This is a genomic window from Streptomyces sp. NBC_01276, from assembly GCF_041435355.1.
Lineage (GTDB): Bacteria > Actinomycetota > Actinomycetes > Streptomycetales > Streptomycetaceae > Streptomyces.
On the sequence record NZ_CP108442.1, the window covers coordinates 4255239 to 4278088 of the forward strand.

The following is a 22850-nucleotide window of genomic DNA, read 5'->3' on the forward strand; positions in this document are numbered from 1 at the left end:
CCGCCGAGAGCGCCGGCCCCGCCGGCGGGGGGCGCGAAGGGGCCGCGGCATGAACGTCCGCGACCTGCATCCGAACATCAAGCTGAGGCTCGGCGTCGGATTCGTCCAGCGGCTGCTCGGCATCATGCTGATGCCGCTGATGGTCATCCACCTCGCCGCGCTCTACGGGGCCGCCGCGGCCGGCGTGCTGACCATGGTGGTCGCCGCCGCGGGCATCGCCAGCAACTTCCTCGGCGGCCACCTCGCCGACGTCCACGGCCGCAAGCCGCTGATGGTCGCCGGCGAGGTCGGCGCGGCCCTCACCTTCGGGCTGCTCGCCCTGGCCAACTCGCCCTGGTGGCAGTCCGGGACGGTGACCTTCGTCCTCTTCCTGCTCAACACCTGCCTCGCGAGCGCGGCCACCCCGGCCGCCGACGCGATGATGATCGACGTCTCCACCCCCGAGACCCGGACGCTCGTCTACACGATCAACTACTGGTCGATCAACATGGCGTTCACCGCCGGCGCCCTGATCGGCGGCTTCTTCTACGGCGACCACTTCACCCTGCTGCTGACCGCCGCGGCCGTACTGTCCGCGGCGACCGCGCTGGTCGTCCGGTGGTGGATCGCCGAGAGCGCCCCGGAGTCCGCCAAGGAGCAGGCCGCCGGCGTCGCGGCGATGCTCCGCGGCTACCTCGCCGTCTCCCGGGACCGGGTGTTCCTGCGGCTGGTGGGTGCCGCGATCCTCACCCGGGCCGTCGAGGTCCAGATCGGCTACTACATCGCCGTCCGGCTCGCGGACGAGTTCCCCGAGCAGGCGCTGGCCGGCCTGGAGCGCTGGTTCCCGGCGGTGGACGGGGTCGCGATGCTCGGCATCCTGAGGGCGGTCAACACCGCGCTGGTCGTGGTGTTCGCCCTGTTCACGGGCAGCATGTTCCGTCGGCTTCCGGACCGGGTCCGGCTCTACGCGGGCATCGCCGTCTTCACCGCCGGGTACATGGTCCTCGCCGTCAGCAACAGCGGCTGGATCCTGATCGCCGGCGCGGTCGTGTTCACCCTCGGGGAGATCATGAACGTGCCGGTCAAGCAGGCCATCCTGGCCGACCTCGTCGACCCGGTCGCCCGCACCAAGTACCTGGCCGCCTACGGCCTGGTGCCGCGCCTCGGCCTGCTCGTCGGCTCGCTGTGCGTGACCGTGGGGGCGTTCCTCTCCCCGGTCGGCATGAGCCTGCTCTACGGAGCCGCCGGCCTCGGCGCCATCCTCGTCTACCGCTCCCTGCTGCCGCTGCGCGAGGCCCGCCGGGCCACCGCCGAGCAGGACCCCGCCGCCGCGGACCAGAACCCGCAGGCCGCCGCGCCTGCCCGGAACGGAGCCACGTCATGACCCACCCCCGCACCGCCGGCCGGCTCCTGATGGTGATGCCGTACGAGCAGCTCGTCCGCAAGGCCGTCGAGGCCGGCTTCCGGGTCTGGTCGGTCTGGGACCCGAAGCTGCGCACCGCCGCCTACCTCGACCAGGTCGCGGCGCACTCGGAGGAACTGCTCCTCACCGACTTCGAGGACGAGGCCGCGCTGCGGGCCCTGGTGGCCCGCACCGCCGAGGAACACCGGGTCCAGTACGTACTGCACCTGGGCAGCGAGCGGAGCATGGCCCCGGTGGTCGCCGAGGCGGAGGCGCTGGGCCTGTCCCCGAACAGCGCCGCCTCGGTGCGGCTGCTCAACGACAAGAACGCCATGCGCGGGCTCCTCAACGCGGGCGGCGTCTCCGTGGTCCGCGCCCGCGAGGCCGCCGCTCTCGCGGAAGTCGAGCCGCTGCTCGCGGAGTTCGGACTGCCGGCCGTGGTCAAGCCCACCAACTCCGCGGGCAGCCGCGGGGTCGCGCTGGTGCGCACCGTCGCCGACCTGGCCGAATGGACCGAGCGGGTCAAGTCCGCCGGCATCGAAGGCCCCTTCATCATCGAGGAGTTCCTGGAGGGCCCCGAGTTCAGCGTGGAGACCCTGAGCGTCGGCGGCGCCCACCAGATCGTCGGGATCACCGCCAAGCAGACCAGCGGGCCTCCCGGATTCATCGAGACCGGGCACGTCCATCCGGCCCCGCTCGACCCGGCCGGGGCGGAGGCGATCCGCTCCACCGTCACCGCCCTGCTCGACCTCTCCGGCTTCGCCTTCGGCCCCGCCCACACCGAGGTGATCCTCACTCCGGCCGGGCCGCGCGTCGTGGAGTCCCAGGCCCGGCTCGGAGGCGACCGGATCCCGCTCCTCGTGGAGGTGGCCACCGGCTTCGACCTGGAGGCCGCGATCTTCCGCGGGCTGGCCGGGGAGGACGTGCGGGCGCCCGCCGCCCACCGGTACGCCTCCGTCGGTTTCTTCCGGCTGCCCGCGGGACGGCTGGAGTCCGTCGAGGGCCTGGACGAGCTCAGGGCCCTCGACCACGTGCACGCCGTGCACTTCCCGTACGGACCCGGTGACGTCCTCCCGCTCACCACCGATTCCGGCACCCGGCACGGCTACGCCGTCGTCGACGCCCCGAGCCCCGCGGAGGCCGCCGAGCGGATCGCCGCGGCCCACGCGGCACTGCGCGCCCGGACCACCCCCACCCCGAAGGAAGCCCTGTGATGACCGCGCCGACCGCGCAGACCGCGCCCACCCCCGCTCCGGACGCCGCCCCCGGCGACCGGACCGTGCTGCTCGTCGGCGGTACCGACCAGCACCTCGAACGGGCCAAGGACCTGGGCGTACGCGTGGTCCTGCTCCAGCACCCCGACAAGGTCAACGCGTTCCAGACCGGGCTGGCCGACGTCCTCCTGATGATCGACTACACCGACTGGACGACCGTACGGCCGCTCGCCGAGGCCGCCCGCGAGGTCTGGGACTTCGACACCGTCGTCTCGCTCACCGAGGGCGGCCTGGACATGGCGGCCCGGCTGAACGACCACTTCGGCTTCCCCGGCACCCGCCCCGAGGTCAGCCGCCGCATGCGCAACAAGTACCTGATGCGGCAGCACCTGACCGACCACGGGCGGCTGGCGATCCACTGGGACCGGGTCACCGACCGGGAGTCCCTGGAGGCCTTCGCCGGGCGGGCCGGGTTCCCGTTCATCGTCAAGCCCACCGACGCCACCGCGAGCTTCGGCCTGATCAGGGTGAACGGTGCCGGGGAGCTCGACGCGGTGTGGGAGCGGATCGAGGAGCTGCGCGGCCGGCGCACCGACCGCGGCTCGACCCTGTACACGGTGAACGAGTTCCTGATGGAGTCCTACCTCGACGGCCCCGAGTTCAGCGTGGAGGCCCTCAGCTTCGCCGGCCGCCACGTGGTGGTCGCCGTGACGGAGAAGCTCGTCGACGACACGCACTTCGCGGAGCTGGGCCACGCCCTGCCCGCCCGGCTCGCACCGGGGGACCACGCCCGGATCACGGCCGCGGTCGCGGACTTCCTCGACACGATGGGCGTGACCGACGGGCCGAGCCACACCGAGCTGCGCCTCGGATCACGCGGCCCGGTCGTCATCGAGTCCCACAACCGGGTGGGCGGCGGCCACATCAACGAACTCGTCGAGGCCGCCTACGGGATCGACCTCATGGGCTACGGGATGGCCTGGCCCCTGGGCCTCGTCGAGCCGCTGGCCGGCCCCCCGGCGGCCCGCGCCGGGGCCTGCACCCGCTTCGTGCTCCGCGACCCGGGAACGGTCACCGCCGTGTCGGGCGTGGAGGAGGTCGCCGCCCGCGCGGACGTGCTGGCCGTGGAGGTCTCCGTACGCCCCGGCGACCCGGTGCGCCCGCTGCGCGACAACTGGGACCGGCTCGGCTTCGCCGCCGTGACGGCGGCCGACACCGACGCGGCGATCGCCCTCTGCGAGCGGCTCACCGCGCAGATCCGCATCGACGTCCACCCGGCCGCCGGGGCCGCGCAGGACCCGGCCGCCGCCCTCGCCGGGGCGGCGGCGTGACCGCGCTCGTCCTGCACCGCTTCCCGCTGGACCCGTTCCCGTACGACCGTTGGCTGGACGGACTCGACGGCGGCGTCGTGCTGATCGCGGCCCGCGACCGGATCGAAGGGGGCGGGGAGCGGGTCCCGGACGGCCCCGGGGGCTACCGCCGGCTGGAGGTCCTCGACGGCTTCGACGACGAGGAGCGGCTCGACCGGCTGGCCGAGGACCTGGCCCACGCGTACGAGGTCACCCACGTCATCGCGTTCCACGAGGCGGACCTGCTCCGGGCGGCCCGGCTGCGGGAGAAGTTCGGCCTGCCCGGCCAGCTGCCCGACGGGGTCCTGCCCTTCCGGGACAAGGTCCTGATGAAGGAGCGGCTGCGGGCGGCCGGCATCGAGGTCGCCCCGTACGCGCTGCCCGCCACGGCCGACGGGGCGCGGGCCTTCGCGGCGGAGCACGGCCTGCCGGTGGTCTTCAAGGCCCGCGACGGTTTCGGCTCCGTCGGGCTGCGGATCGTGGGTAGCGTCGGGGAACTGGAGGAGTACCTGGCCGGGGCCTACCCGCCCGCCGCCGGTCCCCGTGAGGACCTCCTGGTGGAGGCGTACATACCGGGCCCGATGTGCCACGTGGACGGGGTGGTCGTGGACGGACGCACCGTCATGGCCTGGCCCTCGCAGTACCAGTACGACCTCGCCTCCTTCCAGGCCGATCCCGGTGCCCGGGTGGACCTCACCCTGGACCCCTCGGACCCGCTGACCCCGCGCCTGCTGGCGCTGGCCGAGGAGGCCCTCGGGGCACTGGGCGGGCCGGCGGACCACGCCTTCCACGCGGAGGTCTTCCACACCCCCGACGACCGCCTCGTGGTCTGCGAGGTCGCCGCCCGGCCGGCGGGGGCGCGCATCCGGGACGTGCTGGACGCGGTGTTCGAGGTGCACCCCGTGGAACTGGCGGCGCGGGCCCACACGGGACTGCCCCTGCCGGCCCTGGCGGGGCTCCCGGCCGGGCCGGAGGGCGGGCGGCTGCGGCCGGTCCGCATGGCGGGGCAGGTCCTGATGATGAAGCGGCCCGGCACGGTCCGCGCCATCCCGGTGATCCCGGAGGAGCCCTGGGTGCGGTTCTACGGGGTCTTCGCCGAGCCGGGGGAGGTCCTCGCCGAGGCCGCCCTCTCCTCGGACTTCCTGGCCGCGGCGGTGCTCTCGGCGCCGACCCGGCAGGAGTGCGAGCGGCGTCTGAGGGCCCTGGGCGGTCGTTTCGAGACGGAGATCGTGATCGACTGATCCCGGCCCGCGGCCCGCGGCCCGCGGCCCGCCCGCCCGGTCCCCCGCCCCGGCCCGGCTCCCGGCGGTCCGATCGCCTACATCGGTGCGAGGCCCAGCGCCGTGACCACCACGGCGGTGAAGGGAGCGATCACCGAGAACCACGGCCCGGGGCGGTTGCCGGCGTGCCCGTAGGCGGCGACGAGCAGCAGGAGGGCGGCGGGAGCGAACCGGTACATGCCGTGCCGGGGAGCGAGCGGTCCCCACGCCGCCAGGAACAACCCGCTGACGAGACAGGCCCGGGCGAAGGTCAGGGGGCCGTCCTGCAACAGGAGCGGGACGGTCGCCGCTATCGCGGTGACCACGAAGACGACGAACGCCCGGTTCGGCTCGATACCGCGGGCGAACCACAGCACCACGGGGCCCCAAGCCGCCAGCGCCCCCGCCACGGCCCAACCCCGTTGCCGGGCGGACACTTTCCGATGCTCGGCCACCACATGCCCTTCCTCGCCAACACGCGGATTGAACGTGTTCAGAATGCGCCGGTCGGATACGGGCGCAAGGGCCGTGGCCCCGGGCGCCGCGGCGGACGAAGGCATCAGCCGGCCCGGCGCTGCCGTACGAGGGCGTCGAGCCGCTCCGCGAGTCCCGCTCCCCGTCACCCCTGCGGTCGCTGGGGCCGCGAGGGCGGGGCTAGCGTGGGGAGGGGGCGGCGGCGCACGGGCAGGAGGCCGGGCATGACGACACGGTGGCGCAGCGCGGCGGTCGCGGCCGCCGCGGCGGGTCTGGTGGTGGTGCCGGTCGGCGTCGGAGCGGGCGGCGCCCGGTACGCGGACGCGCCCCCGGCGGTGGCGGCGGCCCCCGCGGCGACACCGGCGGCCACGCCCTCGCCCCCGCCGACCCCCGCGGCCGACGGGTTCCCGAAGCTCACCCCCGAGGTGGCGGCGCGGCTGGACGCGGCCGTGCAGAGGGTACGGCGCGAGGCCAGGGTCCCCGGGGTCATCGTGGCCCTCTCCGCCCCCGGCAAGGGCGAGTACGTACGGGCCTTCGGCGTCGCCGACAAGGCGACCGGAACGCCCATGACACCCGGTCTGAACATGCGGATCGGCAGCGAGACGAAGACCTTCACGGTGACGGCCCTGCTGAGGCTGGTCGACCAGGGCAAGGTGGGCCTGGACGACCCCATCGGCAGGTACGTCGCGGGCGTCCCGAACGGCGACAGGATCACCCTGCGCGAGCTGGCCGGCATGCGCAGCGGGCTGTTCAACTACTCGGAGGACGAAGGGTTCTTCAAGGCCCTGACGAGCGACCCCCGGCGGAACTTCACGCCGCGGGAGCTCCTCGCCTACTCCTTCGGGCACCCCGTGAACTTCGCGCCGGACGCCAGGTTCGAGTACTCCAACACCAACCTGATCCTGCTGGGGCTGGTGGTGGAGAAGGTGAGCGGGAAGAGGCTCGCCGACTACATCGACCAGCAGGTGGTCAAGCCCGCCGGGCTGACGCACACCCTCTTCCCGACCGGCGCGGAGTTCCCGAGTCCGCACGCGCACGGCTACACGGACGCGACCGCCGACGGGAAGACCGAGGACGCCACCGACTGGAACCCCTCCTGGGGCTGGGCCGCCGGAGCGATGATCTCCGACCTCCCCGACCTGCGGAGCTGGGCGAAGACCCTGGCCACCGGCACCCTGCTGACCCCCGCCACCCAGGCCGAGCGGCTGAAGGTGAGCCCGGCCGGGGACCTCCCGGACACCGGCTACGGCCTGGGCATCTTCAACGTCGACGGCTGGATCGGCCACAACGGATCCCTGCCCGGCTACCAGTCGCTGACCGTGTACCTCCCCCAGGAGCGGGCCACCATGGTCGTCCTGCTCAACACGGACACCGCCTCCGACGGCGCCGAGCCCAGTGCCCTGTTCGGCGAGGCCATCACCCGGGTCGTCACACCCCAGCACCTCTTCAGGCTGCCCCCGCAGCCCGGCGCGGGCCGCTGAGGGGCCTCACGGATCCGCCGCCCGGCCGCCGCCCCGGTCGGAGGCGGGTCATTTCGCGTCGGCGTAGCACTCCACGACCGCGGTGGTGAAGGGGAAGCGGACCGGGGTGTCGCCGAAGGTGAGGCGGCCCGCCAGGTCGGCGGCGGCCCGGATCGCCTCGGCGACGGCCGGCGCCTCCTCGGCGGGGCAGTGCACGATCACCTCGTCGTGCTGGAAGAACACCAGCTCCGCGCGCATCCCCGCCGAGGCGAGGGACTGGCGCAGCGCGGCGAGCATCAGCAGGGCCCAGTCGGCGGCGCTGCCCTGGACGACGAAGTTGCGGGTGAAGCGGCCCCGGGCACGGGTGTCGGCGGAGGCGTAGCTCGGCGTCCAGCCGTCCGGGCGGCTCCCGCGGTCCGGGCGGCCGGTGCCGTCCGGGAGGTCCCCGGAGTCCTGGGGGAGTCCCGCCTCGCCCCCGTCGTCCTCGGCGGCGGTCACGGGCGGCGGGCAGGTCCGGCCGAGCCAGGTCCGCACGAGCCGGCCCTCCTCGCCCGCCCGCGCGGCCTCGTCCACGCAGGCCACCGCCCGCGGGAACCGGCGGCGCAGCGCGGCCAGGTTCTTCAGGCCGTCGCCGGAGGTCTGCCCGTAGACCGCACCGAGGACGGCGATCTTGGCCTGCTCCCGGTCGCCGGAGAAGCCCTGGCGGGACACGGCCGCGTAGAGGTCCTCGGCGCGGCCCGCCACCTCCATGAAGGCCGGGTCGCGGGAGATCGCGGCGAGGACGCGCGGCTCCATCTGGTCGGCGTCGGCGACGACCAGCCGCCAGCCGGGATCGGCGACGACCGCCCGCCGGATCACCTTCGGGATCTGCAGGGCCCCGCCGCCGTTGGTGACCCAGCGGCCGGTGAGGGTGCCGCCGGGGAGGAACTCGGGGCGGAAACGGCCGTCGTGGACCCAGTCGGCCAGCCAGGACCAGCCGTGGGCGGTGTAGATCCGGTACAGCTTCTTGTAGGCGATCAGCGGTTCCACGGCCGGATGCGCGAGCTCCTGGATCTCCCAGCGGCGGGTGGAACGCAGTTTGATCCCGGCCTCCGCGAACGCCTTGATGACGTCGGCCGGCAGGTCGGGGCGCACGCGGCGGCCGAACGCGGCGGAGACCTCGTCGGCGAGCGCGGCGAGGCGGCGGGGCTCGCCGCGGCCCGCGTAGCGCTCGCCGAGCAGCTCGGTCAGCAGGGCGCGGTGGACGTCGGCCCGCCAGGGCATTCCGGCCCGGTGCATCTCGGCGGCGATCAGGAACGCGGCCGACTCGGAGGCGGTGAGCAGCCGCATCCGGTCGGGGTGGGCGGTCGCGGCGAGGCGGCGCGCCTGGTCGGCGTGGACGGCGAGCAGGGCGTCGAGGGAGACGGGGACGGCGGGCCGCGGGTCGAAGAGGGAGTCCTGGGTGCCGGGCTCGGCGGCGCGCTGCGGGGGGTCCGCGGGGACGGGCGCGTCGTTGAGGCGCGCCCAGGCGGCGGCCGCGGAGCGGGGCTCGCCGAAGCGGCCCTCGTGGCCGAGGAGCAGCGACTCGGCGTCCTCGACGTCGTAGCAGCGCTCGACACGGACGCCGGCGGCGAGCAGGCGGGGGTAGGCGGCGGCGGTGGACCGCCAGATCCAGCGGGTCGCGGCGGGGGCGGCCCGGACGGCCTCGGCGGGGTCGCGGACGCGCAGGCGGGGGCCGGTGGCGGGCGGCACGGGCGCGGCGTGCCACCAGCCGTCGCCGTCTTCGGCGAGGGCCCAGGGGCCGGGTGCGTCGCTCACGGGTGCGAGTGTCCCACCGGGGTCTGACAAGGGCCTTCCCGGCGCGGCCGGCCCGCGGGGGCGGGGCCGCGCGCGCCGGGAGCGGACCGGCCGGGCGCGGGGGGCATGTCAAGCTGAAGGGGTGAGTGAGTTCGCCGCAACCGTTGACCGGGCCTTCGCCGCCGCCCTCTACGCCCAGGACGACGCCGGGCTGGACACGGGCGCCTCCGTGCTCGCTGCCGAGCCCGCGCGGTGGGGCGGGGTCGGGCGGGAGCTGCTCGCGCGCGGGGAGGCGTACGTACGGCAGGCCTGGGAGCGGGGCTGGCAGCCCGCCGACGTGCTGCGGCTGGTCCGCCGCGACCTGGACGAGCTCCACCTGCGGATCACCGCCGACCTGGTGGCCGCCGAGGCGCGCCGCTACGCACGCCTCCCGGAGCGGTGGACCGACGCCGAGGTCTGGTGGGACGAGGACGGGGCGTACGCCGAACAGCTCGCGCGGCGCGCCAAGGCGGACCGGTTCACCCTGGCCACCGCCGTCCTGGAGGTGCTGCGGCTGCTGGTGCGGCTGCCGTCGATCGAGCCGGTCGGCCCGCTCCCCGGCGACCTCACCGAGCAGGCGCACGCGCACATCGAGCCGCGGATGCTGGGGCGGATCCGGGCGCTGCTCGCGAAGGCCGAGGCGACGACGTACCCCGAGGAGGCCGAGGCGCTCAGCGCGAAGGCCCAGGAGCTGATGGCCCGCCACACGGTGGACGAGGCGCTGCTGGCCGCGCGCGGCGGCGGCCCGGCTCAGGTGCCGGGGGCCTGCCGGATCGGGGTGGAGCCCCCGTACGAGGAGGCCAAGGCGGTGCTGCTGGACGCGGTGGCCACCGCCAACCGCTGCCGGGCGGTGTGGAACAGCGGCTTCGAGTTCTCCACGGTGGTCGGCTTCGAGAGCGACCTGGAGGCGGTGGAGCTGCTCCACACCTCGCTGCTGGTGCAGGGGACGGCGGCGATGACCCGGGCCGAAGCGGCGCAGCGGGCCGGCGGGCGCAAGCGGACCAAGACCTTCCGGCAGTCCTTCCTGCTCGCCTACGCCAGCCGGCTCGGCCGCCGTCTGGCGGAGACCGCCGAGCACACGGCCACCGAGGCGGCGGACAACCTGCCCGCCCTGGTGGCGCGGGACGTCGCTGTCACCTCGCGGGCGGACGAGATGTTCCCCCGGACCACGACGACCCGGCTGCGCGGCGCCACCGACCACGCCGGCTGGGAGGACGGCACGGCGGCCGCCGACGCCGCGCACGTGGGCGCGGGGCGGCGGCCCTCGCTTCCGTGACGGACGGACGACCGGGACGGTCCTAGACGGCCGGGGTCTCCGGGCGGGACTCCGGACGGGTCTCGGTGCGGGACTCGGTGCGGGACTCCGGCCGGGCGCCGTCCTCGGCGCGCATCGCCCGCGCCTCCGACTTCAGGATGCGCGCCGACTTCCCCAGGGAACGGGCCATGTCGGGCAGCTTCTTCGAGCCGAACACCAGCAGGCACACCACCAGGACGATGAGCAGGTGCCAGGGCTGGAGGCCATTGCGGAGCATGTGCGTACCCACCTTTCGGACGACGGCCGGACCGTGACGTCGGCCGGTTGATGATCAGCCCCATGGAACAGCGGGGCAAGGGCTGCGCACAAACCTGAAGAAACCCTGAAGAAACCCTGAAAACGGCTACGCTCGACGCCATGAGCTGGCTCCGGGCGCTGAAGGACACCGCCCGCTCGGGCATGACGGTGGAACGGACCCGGCTGGAGCCCCTCGCCGCGGTCCGCGCCGCCGCCGGACTCGCGCTCGTCATCGCTTTCGGGCTGGCCTTCCTGGGGCCCGGCGCGGCCGTCAGTTCCGCCTTCGGCGCCTTCATGGCCGCCATCGCCACCTTCCAGCAGAGCTGGCGCCCGCGCCCGGTGCTCGCCCTCGCCTCGGGGCTGACCCTGGCCGTCTCCACCTTCGTCGGCTATCTGGTCGGCTCCTCCACCACCGGGCTCTTCCTGCTCCTGGTCGCCGTCTGGACGTTCGTGACGGGGCTGCTCTGGGCGGCCGGGCCCACCGCCGGGATCATCGCCTCCGGCAACGTCGCGATCATGCTGGTCACGGTCACCCTGCCGACCTCCGTCGCGCAGGCCGCCGGGCACGCCGCGGTGATCGCCGCCGGAGGGGTGGTCCAGGCGCTGCTGATCGTGCTGTTCCCGGTCCGCCGCTGGGGCGACCGGCGCGACGCCCTGGCCGACGCGCTCGCCGCCGAGGCCGACTACGCCCGCCGGCTGCGGCAGGACCCGGCCGCCTCCTTCGACCCCGTACCGCTGATGAAGGCCCGGGACGCCGCCGCCGTCACCGTCCGGCAGGCCCGGCGGCGGCCGGCCGAGCTGCACGGGGCGCGGGGCCTGGCCGAGCGGATCCGGCCCGTGCTGGCCTCGCTCGCCGACCCGGCCGTCGGGGCGCCCGCGCAGGGCCCGGCCCGGGAACGGGTGCGGGAGCTGCTCGCCGCCGCCGGGACGGTGCTGGACGCCGCCGCGCACGCGATCCGCCACGGGGACCCCGTACGGCTGCCCGCGCCGGCCCTGTCCGTGCTCAAGGCCCCCGACCTGCCCGACCTGCTCGGGGGCGCGCCGCTGCGGGCCGCGCGGCGGCTGGCCGCGCTGCTGGACGACGTCCTGGAGACGGCCGGGCCGGGGTCGGGGCCGGGGTCCGGGCGGATCGCCGACCCGGCCGAGTCGATGCTGCGGCCCACGCTGCCGGAGCTGGTGCCGCTGGTGGGGAGCGCCGTACGGGCCGAACTGCGTCCGGGGTCGCCGGTCCTGCGGCACGCCGTGCGGGTCACGGCGGTGGTCTGCGCGGGGTACCTGATCGGGAACGCGCTGCCGTTCGGGCACGCCTACTGGGCGCCGATGACCTCGGTGATGGTGATGCGGCCCGACTTCACCCAGACCTGGTCCCGGGCCGTGGCCCGGTTCGGCGGCACCCTGGTCGGGGTCTCCGTCGCGACCGCGATCGTGCAGCTGGCGCAGCCGGGGGTGTACCTGTCGGGGGCGCTCGCGGTGGTCAGCGCGGGGCTGATGTACGCCCTGATGCGCACCGGGTACGCCGTCGCGCAGGTCTTCGTATCGGCCTACGTGGTCTTCCTGCTCGGCATGGGCGGCGTCCGCTGGGACCAGACCGTCCCCGACCGGATCGCCCTCACCCTGATCGGCGGGGTCCTGGCGATGGTGGCGTACGCCGTCTACCCGGCCTGGGAGACCCCGCGGCTGCGGACGCGCCTCGCCGACTGGCTGGCGGCCGTAGGACGGTACGCGGCCGCCGTGCTCGGGCAGTACGCCGATCCGGCCGGGGCCCGGCGGGCCGACGTGCGGGAGGCGCTGCTGGCGTCCCGGGACGCCCGGGTCGCCTGGCAGGAGGCGCTCGTGCGGGCGGCGGGGGAGCCGGTGCGGCACCGGGGGCTGTCCCGTGCGGCCGCCGACGGGGCGGGGGACGCCCTGGCGGCGCTGGGCCGCCACGCGATGCTGTGGGAGGCCCACCTGCCGGACCGGACCCAGGCGCCGGTGCCGGGGGCGGCGGAGCTGGCGCGGGCCCTGCGCGAGGCGACCGAGGCGGGGGCGAGGGCGGTGCGGGAGCGGCGGGTCCCGGAGTGGGAAGGGGTCCGCGGACTGCTGCCCGACGGGAACGCCCCGGAAGCAGCCGTTCTGCGCGGGGCCGGGGAGCAGCTCCTGGAGGCGCTGGACGAGGTGTCCGAGGCGCTGCGCCCGTAGAAAGTGATCAACAGTGACCGGTGCGGCACCGCGCGTGCACGTGCATCTGCCCATGCAGGCGCTGATGAACACAGCTATGATCCGGTGGAGTTGACATCTGCACTATCGGGGGCTTCCTGTGGACCACGCGTACAACGGGATGGCAGCTGCAGAACTCGCTTCCTTGTATGAGCTGACCTGGCAGAAGAGCAGACACAGCAACTCGCAGGGATCCTGCGTGGAGTTCGCCAGACTGCCCGGCGGCGACGTCGCCATGCGCAATTCGCGCTTTCCCGACGGACCGGCGCTCGTGTACACGCCCGCCGAGATCGAGGCGCTGCTGCTGGGTGTCAAGGACGGGGAGTTCGATCATCTGATCGGCTGACGGAACAGCGCACGCAATCGAGTCATGCACGTGCACTGGCCGGGACTGATCGAAACGATCAACCCCGGCCAGTTGTCCTGTTCGTGACGTTGTGTCCCCCGTCGGCGCGAACCCCTCGGGAGGGTCAGTCCTGGAGCATGAAGAGCGCCCAGACGACCTTGCCGGTCAGTCTGCCCGCGAGCGGGTGCCAGCCCCAGTTGTCGCTGTAGGCGTCCACGAGGAACAGCCCGCGCCCGGACTCCAGGTCGCAGTTCTCGTCCGTCCGCTCCGGTGCGAACGCGCCGCCCGGCCGCTCCTCGCTGGGGTCGCGCACCGCGCACACCAGCCGGGTGCTCCACCGCATCAGGTGCAGCCGCACGGATCCCTCGGGCTCCCCGGCGCAGCCCCGCGCGTCGTCGGGCAGGGCGTGCCGCAGCGCGTTGGTGACGAGTTCGGACACGACCAGGGAGACGTCGTCGAAGCGGTCGTCCAGGTCCCACTGGGACAGGGTGGACCGGGTGAACGAGCGGGCCCCGCGCACCGCCTCGAAGCGGGCGGGCAGGGCGCAGGAGGCGGACCCGGAGACAGCCGTGGGGTCGACCGGGGGCAGCCCCTGCCGTAACGGCTCTAGCACGGTCGATCCATTCGTCCCCATGCGAGGCACTCCCGGGATTCGCGGACGGCGCGGCGGCTTTGTCCGAAGAGAACTGCGGGGTGGGTCCGGCGCCGGCGCGAAGAGCACGCAGGTGCGCGGCACCATCGTTCCGAATGGCGAAGCCGGATGCAAGGGCAGATGCACGTGCACGCGCCGGACCTGTCCACTCCCGTGACGGTTCTTGCTCATTTCTTCCTACGCATACTTACGGACTTCTTTTCCGGGACGCCGGATTCCGTTACAGAACGAGTACGGTCCGATGCGTTTTGGTGGCAGACTCTCGCACCGGGGTACGGGGCCCACGACGCACACGCGCAGACATTGCGATGGGGAGGGCAGGACTAGTGACCGCAGAAGCCAGCGGTTCCGTGGTGCGCCGCATCCTCCTGGGCTCACAGCTCAGGCGACTCCGAGAATCCCGCGGCATCACCCGTGAGGCGGCCGGCTACTCGATCCGCGCATCCGAATCGAAGATCAGCCGCTTGGAGTTGGGAAGGGTGAGCTTCAAGGCCAGGGACGTCGAAGACCTCCTGACGCTCTACGGGGTCACGGACGGCGCGGAGCGCGAGTCCCTGCTGGGGCTGGTCCGGGAGGCCAACGCGGCGGGCTGGTGGCACAGTTACGGCGACGTGCTGCCGGGATGGTTCCAGACGTACGTCGGACTGGAGGGCGCGGCCTCCCTCATCCGCATCTACGAGGTGCAGTTCATCCACGGCCTGCTCCAGACGGAGGCGTACGCGCACGCCGTCGTCCAGCGCGGCATGCCCGGCGCGGGCGCCGCCGAGATCGACCGCCGCGTGGCGCTGCGCCTGGAGCGCCAGAAGGTCCTGGTCTCCGAGAACGCGCCGGTCTTCCACGCCGTCCTCGACGAGGCCGCGCTGCGCCGCCCCTACGGCGACCGCGACGTGATGCGCGGGCAGTTGGAACACCTGATCGATATCAGCCAGCGGCCCAACGTGCACCTCCAGGTGATGCCCTTCTCCTTCGGCGGGCACGCGGGCGAGAGCGGAGCCTTCACCCTGCTGCGCTTCCCCGAGTCCGACCTCCAGGACATCGTCTATCTGGAACAGCTCACCAGTGCCCTCTACCTGGACAAAGAAGAGGAAGTGGGGCAGTACTCGCGGGCGATGGAGCGACTCCAGGCCGATTGTCCAGACCCTGACAAGACGCGTGATCTCCTGCGTGGACTGCTCCAACTGTCTTGATCCGCACGTACTATGACGTCTGATCAGTGCATGACTGACCGATCGGTCTCCGGTGCAGCGCACGGGTGCGCGCTCGCAGTAAGGGATGGCATGTCGATATTCACCGACCTGGCTCACCAGTACATCGACGGCGAATGGCTGGCCGGCACCGGTTCGTGGGACATCATCGACGTCAACCCGTACAACGGGGAGAAGCTCGCGGCCATCACGGTGGCCACGGTCGAGCAGGTGGACCGGGCCTACCGCGCGGCCGAGCGGGCCCAGCGCGACTGGGCGGCCACCAGCCCCTACGCGAGACGCACCGTCCTCGAACGCGCCCTGCGCATCACCGAGGAACGCCACAAGGAGATCGTCGAGGCGATGATCGACGAGCTCGGCGGGACCCGTCCCAAGGCCGAGTACGAGGTCCACCTCGCGATGGAGTTCCTGCGCGAGGCGATCCAGCTGGCCGTCCGCCCCGAGGGCCGCATCCTGCCCTCGCCGGTCGCGGGCAAGGAGAACCGGGTCCAGCGCCTCCCGGTCGGGGTCGTCGCCGTGATCAGCCCCTTCAACTTCCCCTTCCTGGTCACCATGAAGTCGGTCGCCCCGGCGCTGGCGCTGGGCAACGCCGTCCTGATCAAGCCGAACCAGAACGCCCCGGTCGCGGGCGGCGGGATCATCGCCAAGATCTTCGAGGACGCGGGGCTGCCCGCCGGACTCCTCAACGTCCTGGTCACCGACATCGCCGAGATAGGCGACGCGATCCTCACCCACCCCGTCCCGAAGGTCATCTCCTTCGCCGGGTCCGACCGCACCGGCCGGCACGTCGGCGCCGTCGCCGCCCGCCACTTCAAGCGGACCGTCCTGGAACTGAGCGGCAACAGTGCCCTCGTCGTCCTCGACGACGCCGACGTCGACTACGCGGTGGACGCGGCCGTCTTCAGCCGCTTCGTCTTCCAGGGCCAGGTCTGCATGGCCGCCAACCGGATCCTCGTCGACGCCTCCGTGGCCGAGGAGTTCACGGAGAAGTTCACCGCCCGGGTCCGCGCCCTGAAGACCGGCGACCCCCGCGAGGCCGACACCCACATCGGCCCGCTGATCAACTCCTTCCAGGCCGACGCCCTGACCGCGCTCGTGGACCGCGCCGTCGAATCGGGCGCCCGGGCGCTCGTCCGCGGGTCTACGCGCGGCAACCTCGTGGAACCGACCGTCCTGGCCGGACTCCCCGAGGACTCCCCCCTGCTGGGCCAGGAGATCTTCGGCCCCGTGGCCCTGCTGGTGGTCTTCGACGGCGAGGAGGAGGCCGTGCGCATGACCAACGCCACCCCCTACGGGCTGAGCGGGGCCGTGCACACGCGGGACGTCGAGCGCGGCGTCCGCTTCGCGCAGCGCATCGAGACCGGAATGATCCACGTCAACGACTCCACCATCGGCGACGAGCCGCTGACCGCCTTCGGCGGCGAGAAGGCCTCGGGCCTGGGCCGCCTCGGCGGCGAGGCCACGGTGGAGGCCTTCACCACCCAGAAGTGGATCTCGGTCCAGCACGGCCGGACGAACTTTCCGTTCTAGGGCCCCAAAGAGGACACGCCCTGACCGCATTGCTCCGTAGCGTGGTTCCCGTCAGCAGGAAAGACAAGCGACGCGGGAAGAACCCCCCACGGAAAAGGCGGTCGGTCATGGCTCACCCCACCGAAGAGATCCCCGGCGACGAGCGCGGCACGCTCCTCCTCTTCGTCGAGAACCAGCGCGAGGCGCTGCGGCAGGCGGCCCGCGGGCTGACGGAGGAGCAGGCCGCGAGCCGTCCCACCGCGAGCGAGCTGTCGTTGTCCGGGCTGGTCAAGCACGCGGCCGAGGTGGAACTGAACTGGCTGCGGATGGCCCAGGGCAAGCCGAACGAGCACGGGCGGGCCCCCCAGGACTGGCACGAGGGCTTCCGGCTGACCGAGGACGAGACCACCGCCTCGGCGCTCGCCTTCTGGGACGGGGTCAAGGAGGAGACGGACGCCTTCGTCGCGTCCGTGCCCAGCCTGGACGACTCGTTCCCGCTCCCGCCGGCGCCCTGGTTCCCCGACGCCGAGGTCTCGATCCGCTGGATGCTGCTGCACCTGGTGCGCGAGTTCGCCCGGCACGCGGGCCACGCGGACATCATCCGGGAGTCCCTGGACGGCACGAAGGCGATGGGCTAGCCGGTCCGTCCGCGAACGGACTTGCACCTCACGCGGCGTGAGGAACCACAGTGGAGGGCGTACCCAACCAGAGGGGCGGAAAGATGGGCTACTCCGTGGGCCAGGTCGCCGGTTTCGCCGGGGTGACGGTGCGCACCCTGCACCACTACGACGAGATCGGTCTGCTCTCCCCGAGCGGGCGCAGCGGGGCGGGGCACCGGCGGTACGACGACGCCGACCTCGACCGGCTGCAGCGGATCCTGTTCTACCGGGAGCTCGGCTTCCCGCTCGAAGAGGTCGCGGTCCTGCTGGACGATCCGGAATCGGACCCGAGGGAGCACCTGCGCCGGCAGCACGCCCTCCTGACCGAACGGATCGCCCGGCTCCAGCAGATGGCCAAGGCCGTTGAGCACGCCATGGAGGCGAAGAAGATGGGCATCAACCTCACGCCCGAGGAGAGGTTCGAGGTCTTCGGGGACAAGGACCCCGAGCAGTACCGGGAAGAGGCCGAGCAGCGCTGGGGCCACACCGACTCCTACGCCGAGTCGCAGCGCCGGGCCGCCTCGTACACCAAGGCCGACTGGCAGCGGATGCAGGACGAGGTCGCCGACTGGAGCGCCCGGTACGCCGCGCTGATGGAGTCCGGTGAGCCGTCCGAGGGCGGGGCCGCGATGGACATGGCCGAGGAGCACCGCCTGCACATCACGCGGTGGTTCTACGACTGCCCGTACGAGATGCACACCTGCCTCGGCGACATGTACGTCTCGGACGAGCGCTTCAAGGCCTTCTACGACGGGATGCGGCCGGGCCTCGCGGAGCACCTGAGGGACGCGATCACGGCCAACGCCGTGCGCAGGGTGTAACCGCTCCGTCGCCGTGCGGTGGCCGCGATCTCGCTCACACGACCCCCTCCGGGCCTGGAACCCGGCGGGGGTCGTGTGCGTTGATAATTGAGACCAGCTTCTTGTCGCCCCCCACCGCCGACACCCCCTGATCCAGGAGAGCCCGGAACTCGTGTACACGCTTGCGCTCGGCCCTGAGTGGCTGTCCCCGGAGTACCTGATCGGGCATTTCGGCCTGATCGGCATCCTGGTCATCGTTTTCGCGGAGTCCGGCCTCTTCGCGTTCCTGCCCGGCGACTCCCTGCTCTTCACGGCGGGCCTGTTCGTCGCGAGCGGTGACATCAGCCAGCCGCTGTGGGTGGTCTGCACGCTGATCGTGGCCGCCGCGGTCATCGGCGACCAGGTGGGCTACCTGATCGGAAAGTTCTTCGGCCCGAAGCTCTTCAACCGGCCGAACAGCAAGGTCTTCAAGCGCGAGAACCTCGACGCCGCGCACGAGTTCATGGAGAAGCACGGTCCCAAGGCGATCGTGCTGGCCCGTTTCGTGCCGATCATCCGCACCTTCGCCCCGATGGTCGCGGGCGCCGGCGCGATGAAGTACCGGACCTTCCTGACCTTCAACGTCATCGGCGGCATCGCCTGGGGCGCGGGCGTCACCTGCCTCGGCTACCAGCTCGGCCAGTTCGAGGTCATCAAGAACAACGTCGAGCCGATCTTCATCGGCATCGTGCTGATCTCCGTCATCCCGGTGGTCTTCGAGGTGATGAAGTCCCGCAAGGAGAAGGCGAAGGCCGCCGCGCAGGCCCCCGCGGCCCCGTACGGCGCTCCCGCGGCTCCGTACGGCGCCCCGGAGGAGCCGCAGGCCCCCGGTCAGCGCGGGCGGCACGCCAAGCGCTAGACGGCCCGCCACGGCCCCTCGTACGCCCCGGAGACCAGGTGTCCCCGGGGCGTTCGCGTACCCGGGGACGTTTCCCGCGGGCTCAGAACCCGCGGGTGCGCTTGGCCGCCCGGCGTTTGGCGGCGCTCTGCGCGCCCGGGATCCGCATGAAGAGCCGGGAGACCTCCGACCCCAGGTTCACCCCGATCGCGATGGCGAGGGCGATGGCGGCGGCGTTGGTGAGCGAGGCCAGCCCCGCGTCCAGCCGGTTCTCGGCGATCGACAGCAGCCCGTAGTACGTCGCCGAGCCCGGCAGCAGCGGTCCGATGGCCGCCGTGACGTAGGGCAGGGCGGAGGCGAAGCGGTAGCGGGAGAAGAGCTGCCCGAACAGCCCCACCAGCCCGGCCGCGATGGCCGTGGACGGTACGGGGGGCAGCTCGGCGGCCCGCAGCGCGCCGAAGGTGACCCAGGCGACCCCGCCGTTGAGGGTCACGATCCACACCGTCGAGCGCTCCTGCTGGAGCAGGATCGCGAAGGTGAACACCAGGACCATCGAGGCCAGGATCTGGAGCACCGGCCGGCTGGGGATCTGCAGGATCTCGTCCGGGTTCGGCTGGGCGCCGAACTGGAGGCCCACGTAGAGCACCACGAGCACGCCGACGATGATCCCGATGAAGAGGTACATGACCTCCAGCAGGCGGGCCGAGGCCGTGATGTAGAAGCCGGTCAGGCCGTCCTGCACGCCCGCGACCAGGGCGCGTCCGGGCAGCAGGGCGAAGAGCCCGCCGGTGATCACGGCGGAGGCGCGGACGTCGATCTCGGCGATCTTCAGGGCCACGCCGATGGCCGCGGGGGGCATCGCCGCCACCACGAACTGGTAGAACTCCGGCAGCCCGCGCCCGGCGCAGTACCAGGCGAGCCGGTCGCCGAGGACGGCGCCGAGGGCCGCGCAGAAGAACACCGTGACCCCGCCGCCGACCAGGACGGACGCGGCTCCCGCCAGCAGTCCGGCGGCGGCCGTGAGGACCCAGGTGGGGTACGGGTGGCGGTTGCGGCGGATCTCGGCGAGGCGGCGGTAGGCCTCCTCCAGGGAGACCTCCACCTCGTGCGCGCTGATGTCGTCCACCAGCCGGAAGACGGCGGCCAGCCGGGTGTAGTCCGTGCCGCGCCGGCGGACGGTGCGGTTCGCCGAGACCGGGTTGCCCACCAGGGAGGGGTGATAGGTGATCGACAGCATGGTGAAGGTGACGGTGGGCTCGCAGCGGTCCAGCCCGTAGGAGCGGGCCACGGCCAGCATCGCGGCCTCCACGTCCTCGGCGCCCTCGCCGCCCGCGAGCAGCAGCTCGCCGATGCGCAGGGTGAGGTCGAGCACGCGGCCCACGGCCGGGCCCGACTCGGGCTGCTTCTGGGCCGGCTCGGGCACCGGGCGCACGTCCACCGGCATGCGCAGCATCAGGCGCATGCGGTCCTGCCAGGGGGACTCCTTCATCCGGGAGACCGGGAAGCCCGGACCGGGGGTGTAGGCCGGCGGGGAGTGCTGGGCGCTGTAGGTGGCCGGGGCGGCGAAGGCGGAGCCCTCCGGCTCGGGGGGCGGCGCCGCCATGCCGTCGGGGACGGCGAACTCGGAGGTGGGCTGGTCCTCGACCGGGACCTCCGGCTCCATTCCGGGCGGGGGAGTGAAGGCGCTGTGCGCCTCGTCGGACACGGGTTTCCCGTCCGCGGTCCCTTCGGCCTCCGCCACGCGTCCTCCAGCGCCCGTGATCACCTGCGGGTACCAGTATGCGGAATCGTTTCCTCCCTCGGCACGCGCAGTCCCGCCCGCGCCCGCGTCGGGGGCGGAGTCCGAGGGGCGCCGCCGCGCCGGACCGGGACGCGACGACGGGCGGTACCCCCGCTGGGGGTACCGCCCGTCGTCATGTCGCGGGACCGGGGACTCAGCCCGCCGGTCCGGTCACCGAGCCGTGGCTCAGTGGTGGCCGCCCTGCGCCTCCAGGCGCTTGAACGAGGCCTCGATCTCGGCCTCGGCCTCGGCGCGGCCGACCCAGTTGGCGCCCTCGACGGACTTGCCCGGCTCCAGGTCCTTGTAGACCTCGAAGAAGTGCTGGATCTCCAGGCGGTCGAACTCGGAGACGTGGTGGATGTCGCGCAGGTGCTCGACACGCGGGTCGGAGGCCGGCACGCACAGCAGCTTGGCGTCGCCGCCCGCCTCGTCCGTCATGTTGAACATGCCGATCGCGCGGCACTTGATCAGGCAGCCCGGGAACGTCGGCTCGTCAAGGATGACCAGCGCGTCCAGCGGGTCGCCGTCCTCGCCGAGGGTGTTCTCGACGAAGCCGTAGTCCGCCGGGTAGCTGGTCGAGGTGAAGAGGCGACGGTCCAGACGGATCCGGCCGGTCTCGTGGTCCACCTCGTACTTGTTCCGCGAACCCTTGGGGATCTCGATGGTGACGTCGAACTCCACGTCCTGCTCCTCCATGATCAGCTCTGGCCCTGTGCCGGAGCTTGACTGCTTCGGGACTGCGATTGATCCAAATGCGTGCGCGTCCGGCCCAGCCCTGCCGGGTGGGGTGCCATGCTCGCGGCAAGACGCAGTGGTTAAGTGTCCCTCACGCATATGTGTGATCGCGAAAGGGGCTGGTCCGAGGTGCCATTGGTCAAGACGTGGCAGCTCACCGCGGGGTCGGCCGTGGCGGGCCTCGCCCTCGCGGCGGCGGCGGTGGCCACCACCGGTCCCTGGGACTCCGGCCAGCGTAAGGCCGAGCGGGACAGGGCCGCCTCCTGGATCCACCTGGGTGGCACAGATCACGCGGCCGGAGGCCTGCCGCAGGCCGCGCCGAGCGCGCCCGGGGTGCTCGCGGGCATCGGACCGCGCCCCGCGAACGCCGTGGGCGCGGCGCCCGACGCGCTCGCCGGGGTGCTCACGCCCCTGCTCGCCGACCCCGCCCTCGGGACCGTCCGGGGCGCCAGCGTCGTCGACACGGCCACCGGACGGGTGCTCTTCGAGTCCGGCTCCGGCGAGGCCATGACACCCGCCTCCACCGTCAAGATCGCCACCGCGAGCGCGGCGCTGGCCGCCCTCGGCCCCGAACACCGGATCCGGACCACCGTGACGCCCGGAGCGGGCCCCGGCCAGATCGTCCTGGTCGGCGGCGGCGACCCCTCCCTCACCGCCAAGAAGAAGAGCCCCGCCGGATCCGGCGGCAGTCTCGTCGCCCTCGCCGCCGACACCGCCCAGGCCCTCAAGGCCGCCGGCACCGCCACCGTCACCCTCTCCTACGACGACTCGCTCTACAGCGGCCCCGTCGGCCACCCGATCGGCCGCAACGACAACATCGCCCCCGTCACCGCCCTGACGGCCGACGAGGGCCGGCCCGACGACTCCACCTCCGGACCCGTCACCCGCTCCGAGGACCCCTCCAAGGACACCGCCCGCGCCTTCGCCGCCCTGCTGCGCGACCGCGGCATCACGGTGAACGGCGACCCCGCCCGCGGCAAGCCCCCCACCGGGGCCCAGCCGATGGCCACCACCCTGTCCACCCCGCTGGCCGGACTCGTCGAGCGGATGCTGACCAACAGCGACAACGACATCGCCGAGGCCCTCGCCCGCCAGACCGCCCTCGCCACCGGCCAGGACCCCGGCTTCGAGGGCGCCGAGAAGGCCGTCTCCGACAAGCTCGCCTCCCTCGGCGTCGACGTCACGGGCTCCCGCTTCGCCGACGGCAGCGGCCTGAACCGGGCCGACAAGGTCACCACCCGCCTCCTGACGGGCCTCCTCGCCGCCGCCGCCGACCCCCGCCACCCCGAGCTGCGGCCGGTCCTCACCGGGCTGCCCGTCGCCGGCTTCACCGGCACCCTGCGCGCCCGAAACGCCGGCACCTCCCCGGCCGCCGGCCTGCTCCGCGCCAAGACCGGCACCCTCACCGGGGTCAACTCCCTCGCCGGGACCGTCGTCGACCCCTCCGGGCGGCTGCTCGCCTTCGCCTTCCTGACGGCGGGCGCCGCGGACGGCTCCGCCGCCGAGAAGGGCCTGGACAAGCTCGCGGCCGCCGTCGCCACCACCTCGTAGGGGGATCCCTACGGGCGCCGGTCCACGTACGGTTGA

At 73.2% G+C, this 22850-nt stretch carries 20 protein-coding genes; 14 read left to right on the forward strand and 6 right to left on the reverse strand.

Annotated elements, in window-relative coordinates:
• Window positions 1-49: 49 nt before the first annotated feature.
• Genes OG295_RS19010 through OG295_RS19025 form a run of 4 tightly spaced genes read left to right on the forward strand, consistent with a single transcriptional unit; the run spans window position 50 to window position 5185 of the window.
• Window positions 50-1363, forward strand: coding sequence for an MFS transporter (locus OG295_RS19010; protein ID WP_371677941.1), 1314 nt, complete (start codon window positions 50-52; stop codon window positions 1361-1363).
• Complete coding sequence (locus tag OG295_RS19015; protein ID WP_371677942.1) at window positions 1360-2595, forward strand: ATP-grasp domain-containing protein; 1236 nt, start codon at window positions 1360-1362, stop codon at window positions 2593-2595. The genes OG295_RS19010 and OG295_RS19015 overlap by 4 nt, the downstream gene beginning before the upstream one ends.
• Complete coding sequence (locus OG295_RS19020; RefSeq protein ID WP_371677943.1) at window positions 2595-3926, forward strand: ATP-grasp domain-containing protein; 1332 nt, start codon at window positions 2595-2597, stop codon at window positions 3924-3926. Before OG295_RS19015 ends, OG295_RS19020 begins: the two co-directional genes overlap by 1 nt.
• Window positions 3923-5185, forward strand: coding sequence for a hypothetical protein (locus OG295_RS19025; protein WP_371677944.1), 1263 nt, complete (start codon window positions 3923-3925; stop codon window positions 5183-5185). Before OG295_RS19020 ends, OG295_RS19025 begins: the two co-directional genes overlap by 4 nt.
• A 77-nt stretch (window positions 5186-5262) precedes the next feature.
• Here OG295_RS19025 and OG295_RS19030 read toward each other — a convergent pair whose 3' ends face one another.
• Window positions 5263-5640 carry a hypothetical protein gene (locus OG295_RS19030; protein WP_371677945.1) on the reverse strand — a complete coding sequence of 126 codons (378 nt, stop codon included), beginning with the start codon at window positions 5638-5640 and terminating at the stop codon, window positions 5263-5265.
• A gap of 261 nt (window positions 5641-5901) precedes the next feature.
• Between OG295_RS19030 and OG295_RS19035 the strand changes: the two genes are divergently transcribed.
• Window positions 5902-7158 carry a serine hydrolase domain-containing protein gene (locus OG295_RS19035; protein WP_371677947.1) on the forward strand — a complete coding sequence of 419 codons (1257 nt, stop codon included), beginning with the start codon at window positions 5902-5904 and terminating at the stop codon, window positions 7156-7158.
• A gap of 48 nt (window positions 7159-7206) precedes the next feature.
• Here OG295_RS19035 and OG295_RS19040 read toward each other — a convergent pair whose 3' ends face one another.
• On the reverse strand, window positions 7207-8934 hold the full coding sequence (locus tag OG295_RS19040) for a bifunctional 3'-5' exonuclease/DNA polymerase (RefSeq protein ID WP_371677948.1): 1728 nt from the start codon (window positions 8932-8934) through the stop codon (window positions 7207-7209).
• Between the two features lie 121 nt (window positions 8935-9055).
• Between OG295_RS19040 and OG295_RS19045 the strand changes: the two genes are divergently transcribed.
• Window positions 9056-10228 carry a DUF2786 domain-containing protein gene (locus tag OG295_RS19045; RefSeq protein WP_371677949.1) on the forward strand — a complete coding sequence of 391 codons (1173 nt, stop codon included), beginning with the start codon at window positions 9056-9058 and terminating at the stop codon, window positions 10226-10228.
• 22 nt (window positions 10229-10250) lie between these two features.
• Here the strand turns inward: OG295_RS19045 and tatA are convergent, their stop codons facing one another.
• Window positions 10251-10484 carry a Sec-independent protein translocase subunit TatA gene (tatA, locus tag OG295_RS19050; protein ID WP_371677950.1) on the reverse strand — a complete coding sequence of 78 codons (234 nt, stop codon included), beginning with the start codon at window positions 10482-10484 and terminating at the stop codon, window positions 10251-10253.
• 140 nt (window positions 10485-10624) lie between these two features.
• On the opposite strand from tatA, the gene OG295_RS19055 reads away from it, so the two are divergent.
• Both OG295_RS19055 and OG295_RS19060 read left to right on the forward strand, forming a co-directional pair.
• Window positions 10625-12682: an FUSC family protein gene (locus OG295_RS19055; RefSeq protein ID WP_371677951.1), complete on the forward strand. Its 2058-nt coding sequence runs from the start codon at window positions 10625-10627 to the stop codon at window positions 12680-12682.
• Between the two features lie 118 nt (window positions 12683-12800).
• Window positions 12801-13046 carry a DUF397 domain-containing protein gene (locus OG295_RS19060; RefSeq protein WP_351815723.1) on the forward strand — a complete coding sequence of 82 codons (246 nt, stop codon included), beginning with the start codon at window positions 12801-12803 and terminating at the stop codon, window positions 13044-13046.
• Window positions 13047-13170: 124 nt separating this feature from the next.
• On the opposite strand, the gene OG295_RS19065 is transcribed toward OG295_RS19060, so the two are convergent.
• Complete coding sequence (locus OG295_RS19065; protein ID WP_266839910.1) at window positions 13171-13680, reverse strand: ATP-binding protein; 510 nt, start codon at window positions 13678-13680, stop codon at window positions 13171-13173.
• Between the two features lie 326 nt (window positions 13681-14006).
• Here OG295_RS19065 and OG295_RS19070 point away from each other — a divergent pair, with 326 nt between their 5' ends.
• From OG295_RS19070 to OG295_RS19090, 5 genes are all read left to right on the forward strand, one after another.
• Window positions 14007-14885: a helix-turn-helix domain-containing protein gene (locus OG295_RS19070; RefSeq protein WP_371677952.1), complete on the forward strand. Its 879-nt coding sequence runs from the start codon at window positions 14007-14009 to the stop codon at window positions 14883-14885.
• A 90-nt stretch (window positions 14886-14975) separates the two neighbouring features.
• Complete coding sequence (locus OG295_RS19075; RefSeq protein WP_371677953.1) at window positions 14976-16433, forward strand: aldehyde dehydrogenase family protein; 1458 nt, start codon at window positions 14976-14978, stop codon at window positions 16431-16433.
• A gap of 107 nt (window positions 16434-16540) precedes the next feature.
• Entirely contained in the window at window positions 16541-17050 is a 510-nt protein-coding gene (locus OG295_RS19080) for a DinB family protein (RefSeq protein WP_371677954.1), read from the forward strand.
• Window positions 17051-17133: 83 nt separating this feature from the next.
• Window positions 17134-17892: a MerR family transcriptional regulator gene (locus tag OG295_RS19085; protein WP_371677955.1), complete on the forward strand. Its 759-nt coding sequence runs from the start codon at window positions 17134-17136 to the stop codon at window positions 17890-17892.
• 151 nt (window positions 17893-18043) lie between these two features.
• Window positions 18044-18769 carry a DedA family protein gene (locus tag OG295_RS19090; RefSeq protein WP_371677956.1) on the forward strand — a complete coding sequence of 242 codons (726 nt, stop codon included), beginning with the start codon at window positions 18044-18046 and terminating at the stop codon, window positions 18767-18769.
• An 82-nt stretch (window positions 18770-18851) separates the two neighbouring features.
• On the opposite strand, the gene OG295_RS19095 is transcribed toward OG295_RS19090, so the two are convergent.
• The gene (locus OG295_RS19095) at window positions 18852-20489 is read right to left on the reverse strand and encodes a threonine/serine exporter family protein (RefSeq protein ID WP_371677957.1); all 1638 of its coding nucleotides are present in this window, start codon (window positions 20487-20489) and stop codon (window positions 18852-18854) included.
• 225 nt (window positions 20490-20714) lie between these two features.
• Complete coding sequence (locus OG295_RS19100) at window positions 20715-21209, reverse strand: inorganic diphosphatase (RefSeq protein WP_007264878.1); 495 nt, start codon at window positions 21207-21209, stop codon at window positions 20715-20717.
• A gap of 183 nt (window positions 21210-21392) precedes the next feature.
• Here OG295_RS19100 and dacB point away from each other — a divergent pair, with 183 nt between their 5' ends.
• Window positions 21393-22814 carry a D-alanyl-D-alanine carboxypeptidase/D-alanyl-D-alanine-endopeptidase gene (gene dacB, locus OG295_RS19105; RefSeq protein ID WP_371677958.1) on the forward strand — a complete coding sequence of 474 codons (1422 nt, stop codon included), beginning with the start codon at window positions 21393-21395 and terminating at the stop codon, window positions 22812-22814.
• Window positions 22815-22850 lie beyond the last annotated feature (36 nt).

Coding starts and splice junctions, on each gene's coding strand:
- OG295_RS19010 (WP_371677941.1), top strand. CDS start 50: ATGAACGTCCGCGACCTGCATCCGAACATCAAGCTGAGGCTCGGCGTC.
- OG295_RS19015 (WP_371677942.1), top strand. CDS start 1,360: ATGACCCACCCCCGCACCGCCGGCCGGCTCCTGATGGTGATGCCGTAC.
- OG295_RS19020 (WP_371677943.1), top strand. CDS start 2,595: ATGACCGCGCCGACCGCGCAGACCGCGCCCACCCCCGCTCCGGACGCC.
- OG295_RS19035 (WP_371677947.1), top strand. CDS start 5,902: ATGACGACACGGTGGCGCAGCGCGGCGGTCGCGGCCGCCGCGGCGGGT.
- tatA (WP_371677950.1), bottom strand. CDS start 10,484: ATGCTCCGCAATGGCCTCCAGCCCTGGCACCTGCTCATCGTCCTGGTG.
- OG295_RS19055 (WP_371677951.1), top strand. CDS start 10,625: ATGAGCTGGCTCCGGGCGCTGAAGGACACCGCCCGCTCGGGCATGACG.
- OG295_RS19065 (WP_266839910.1), bottom strand. CDS start 13,680: ATGGGGACGAATGGATCGACCGTGCTAGAGCCGTTACGGCAGGGGCTG.
- OG295_RS19070 (WP_371677952.1), top strand. CDS start 14,007: ATGGGGAGGGCAGGACTAGTGACCGCAGAAGCCAGCGGTTCCGTGGTG.
- OG295_RS19075 (WP_371677953.1), top strand. CDS start 14,976: ATGTCGATATTCACCGACCTGGCTCACCAGTACATCGACGGCGAATGG.
- OG295_RS19080 (WP_371677954.1), top strand. CDS start 16,541: ATGGCTCACCCCACCGAAGAGATCCCCGGCGACGAGCGCGGCACGCTC.
- OG295_RS19085 (WP_371677955.1), top strand. CDS start 17,134: ATGGGCTACTCCGTGGGCCAGGTCGCCGGTTTCGCCGGGGTGACGGTG.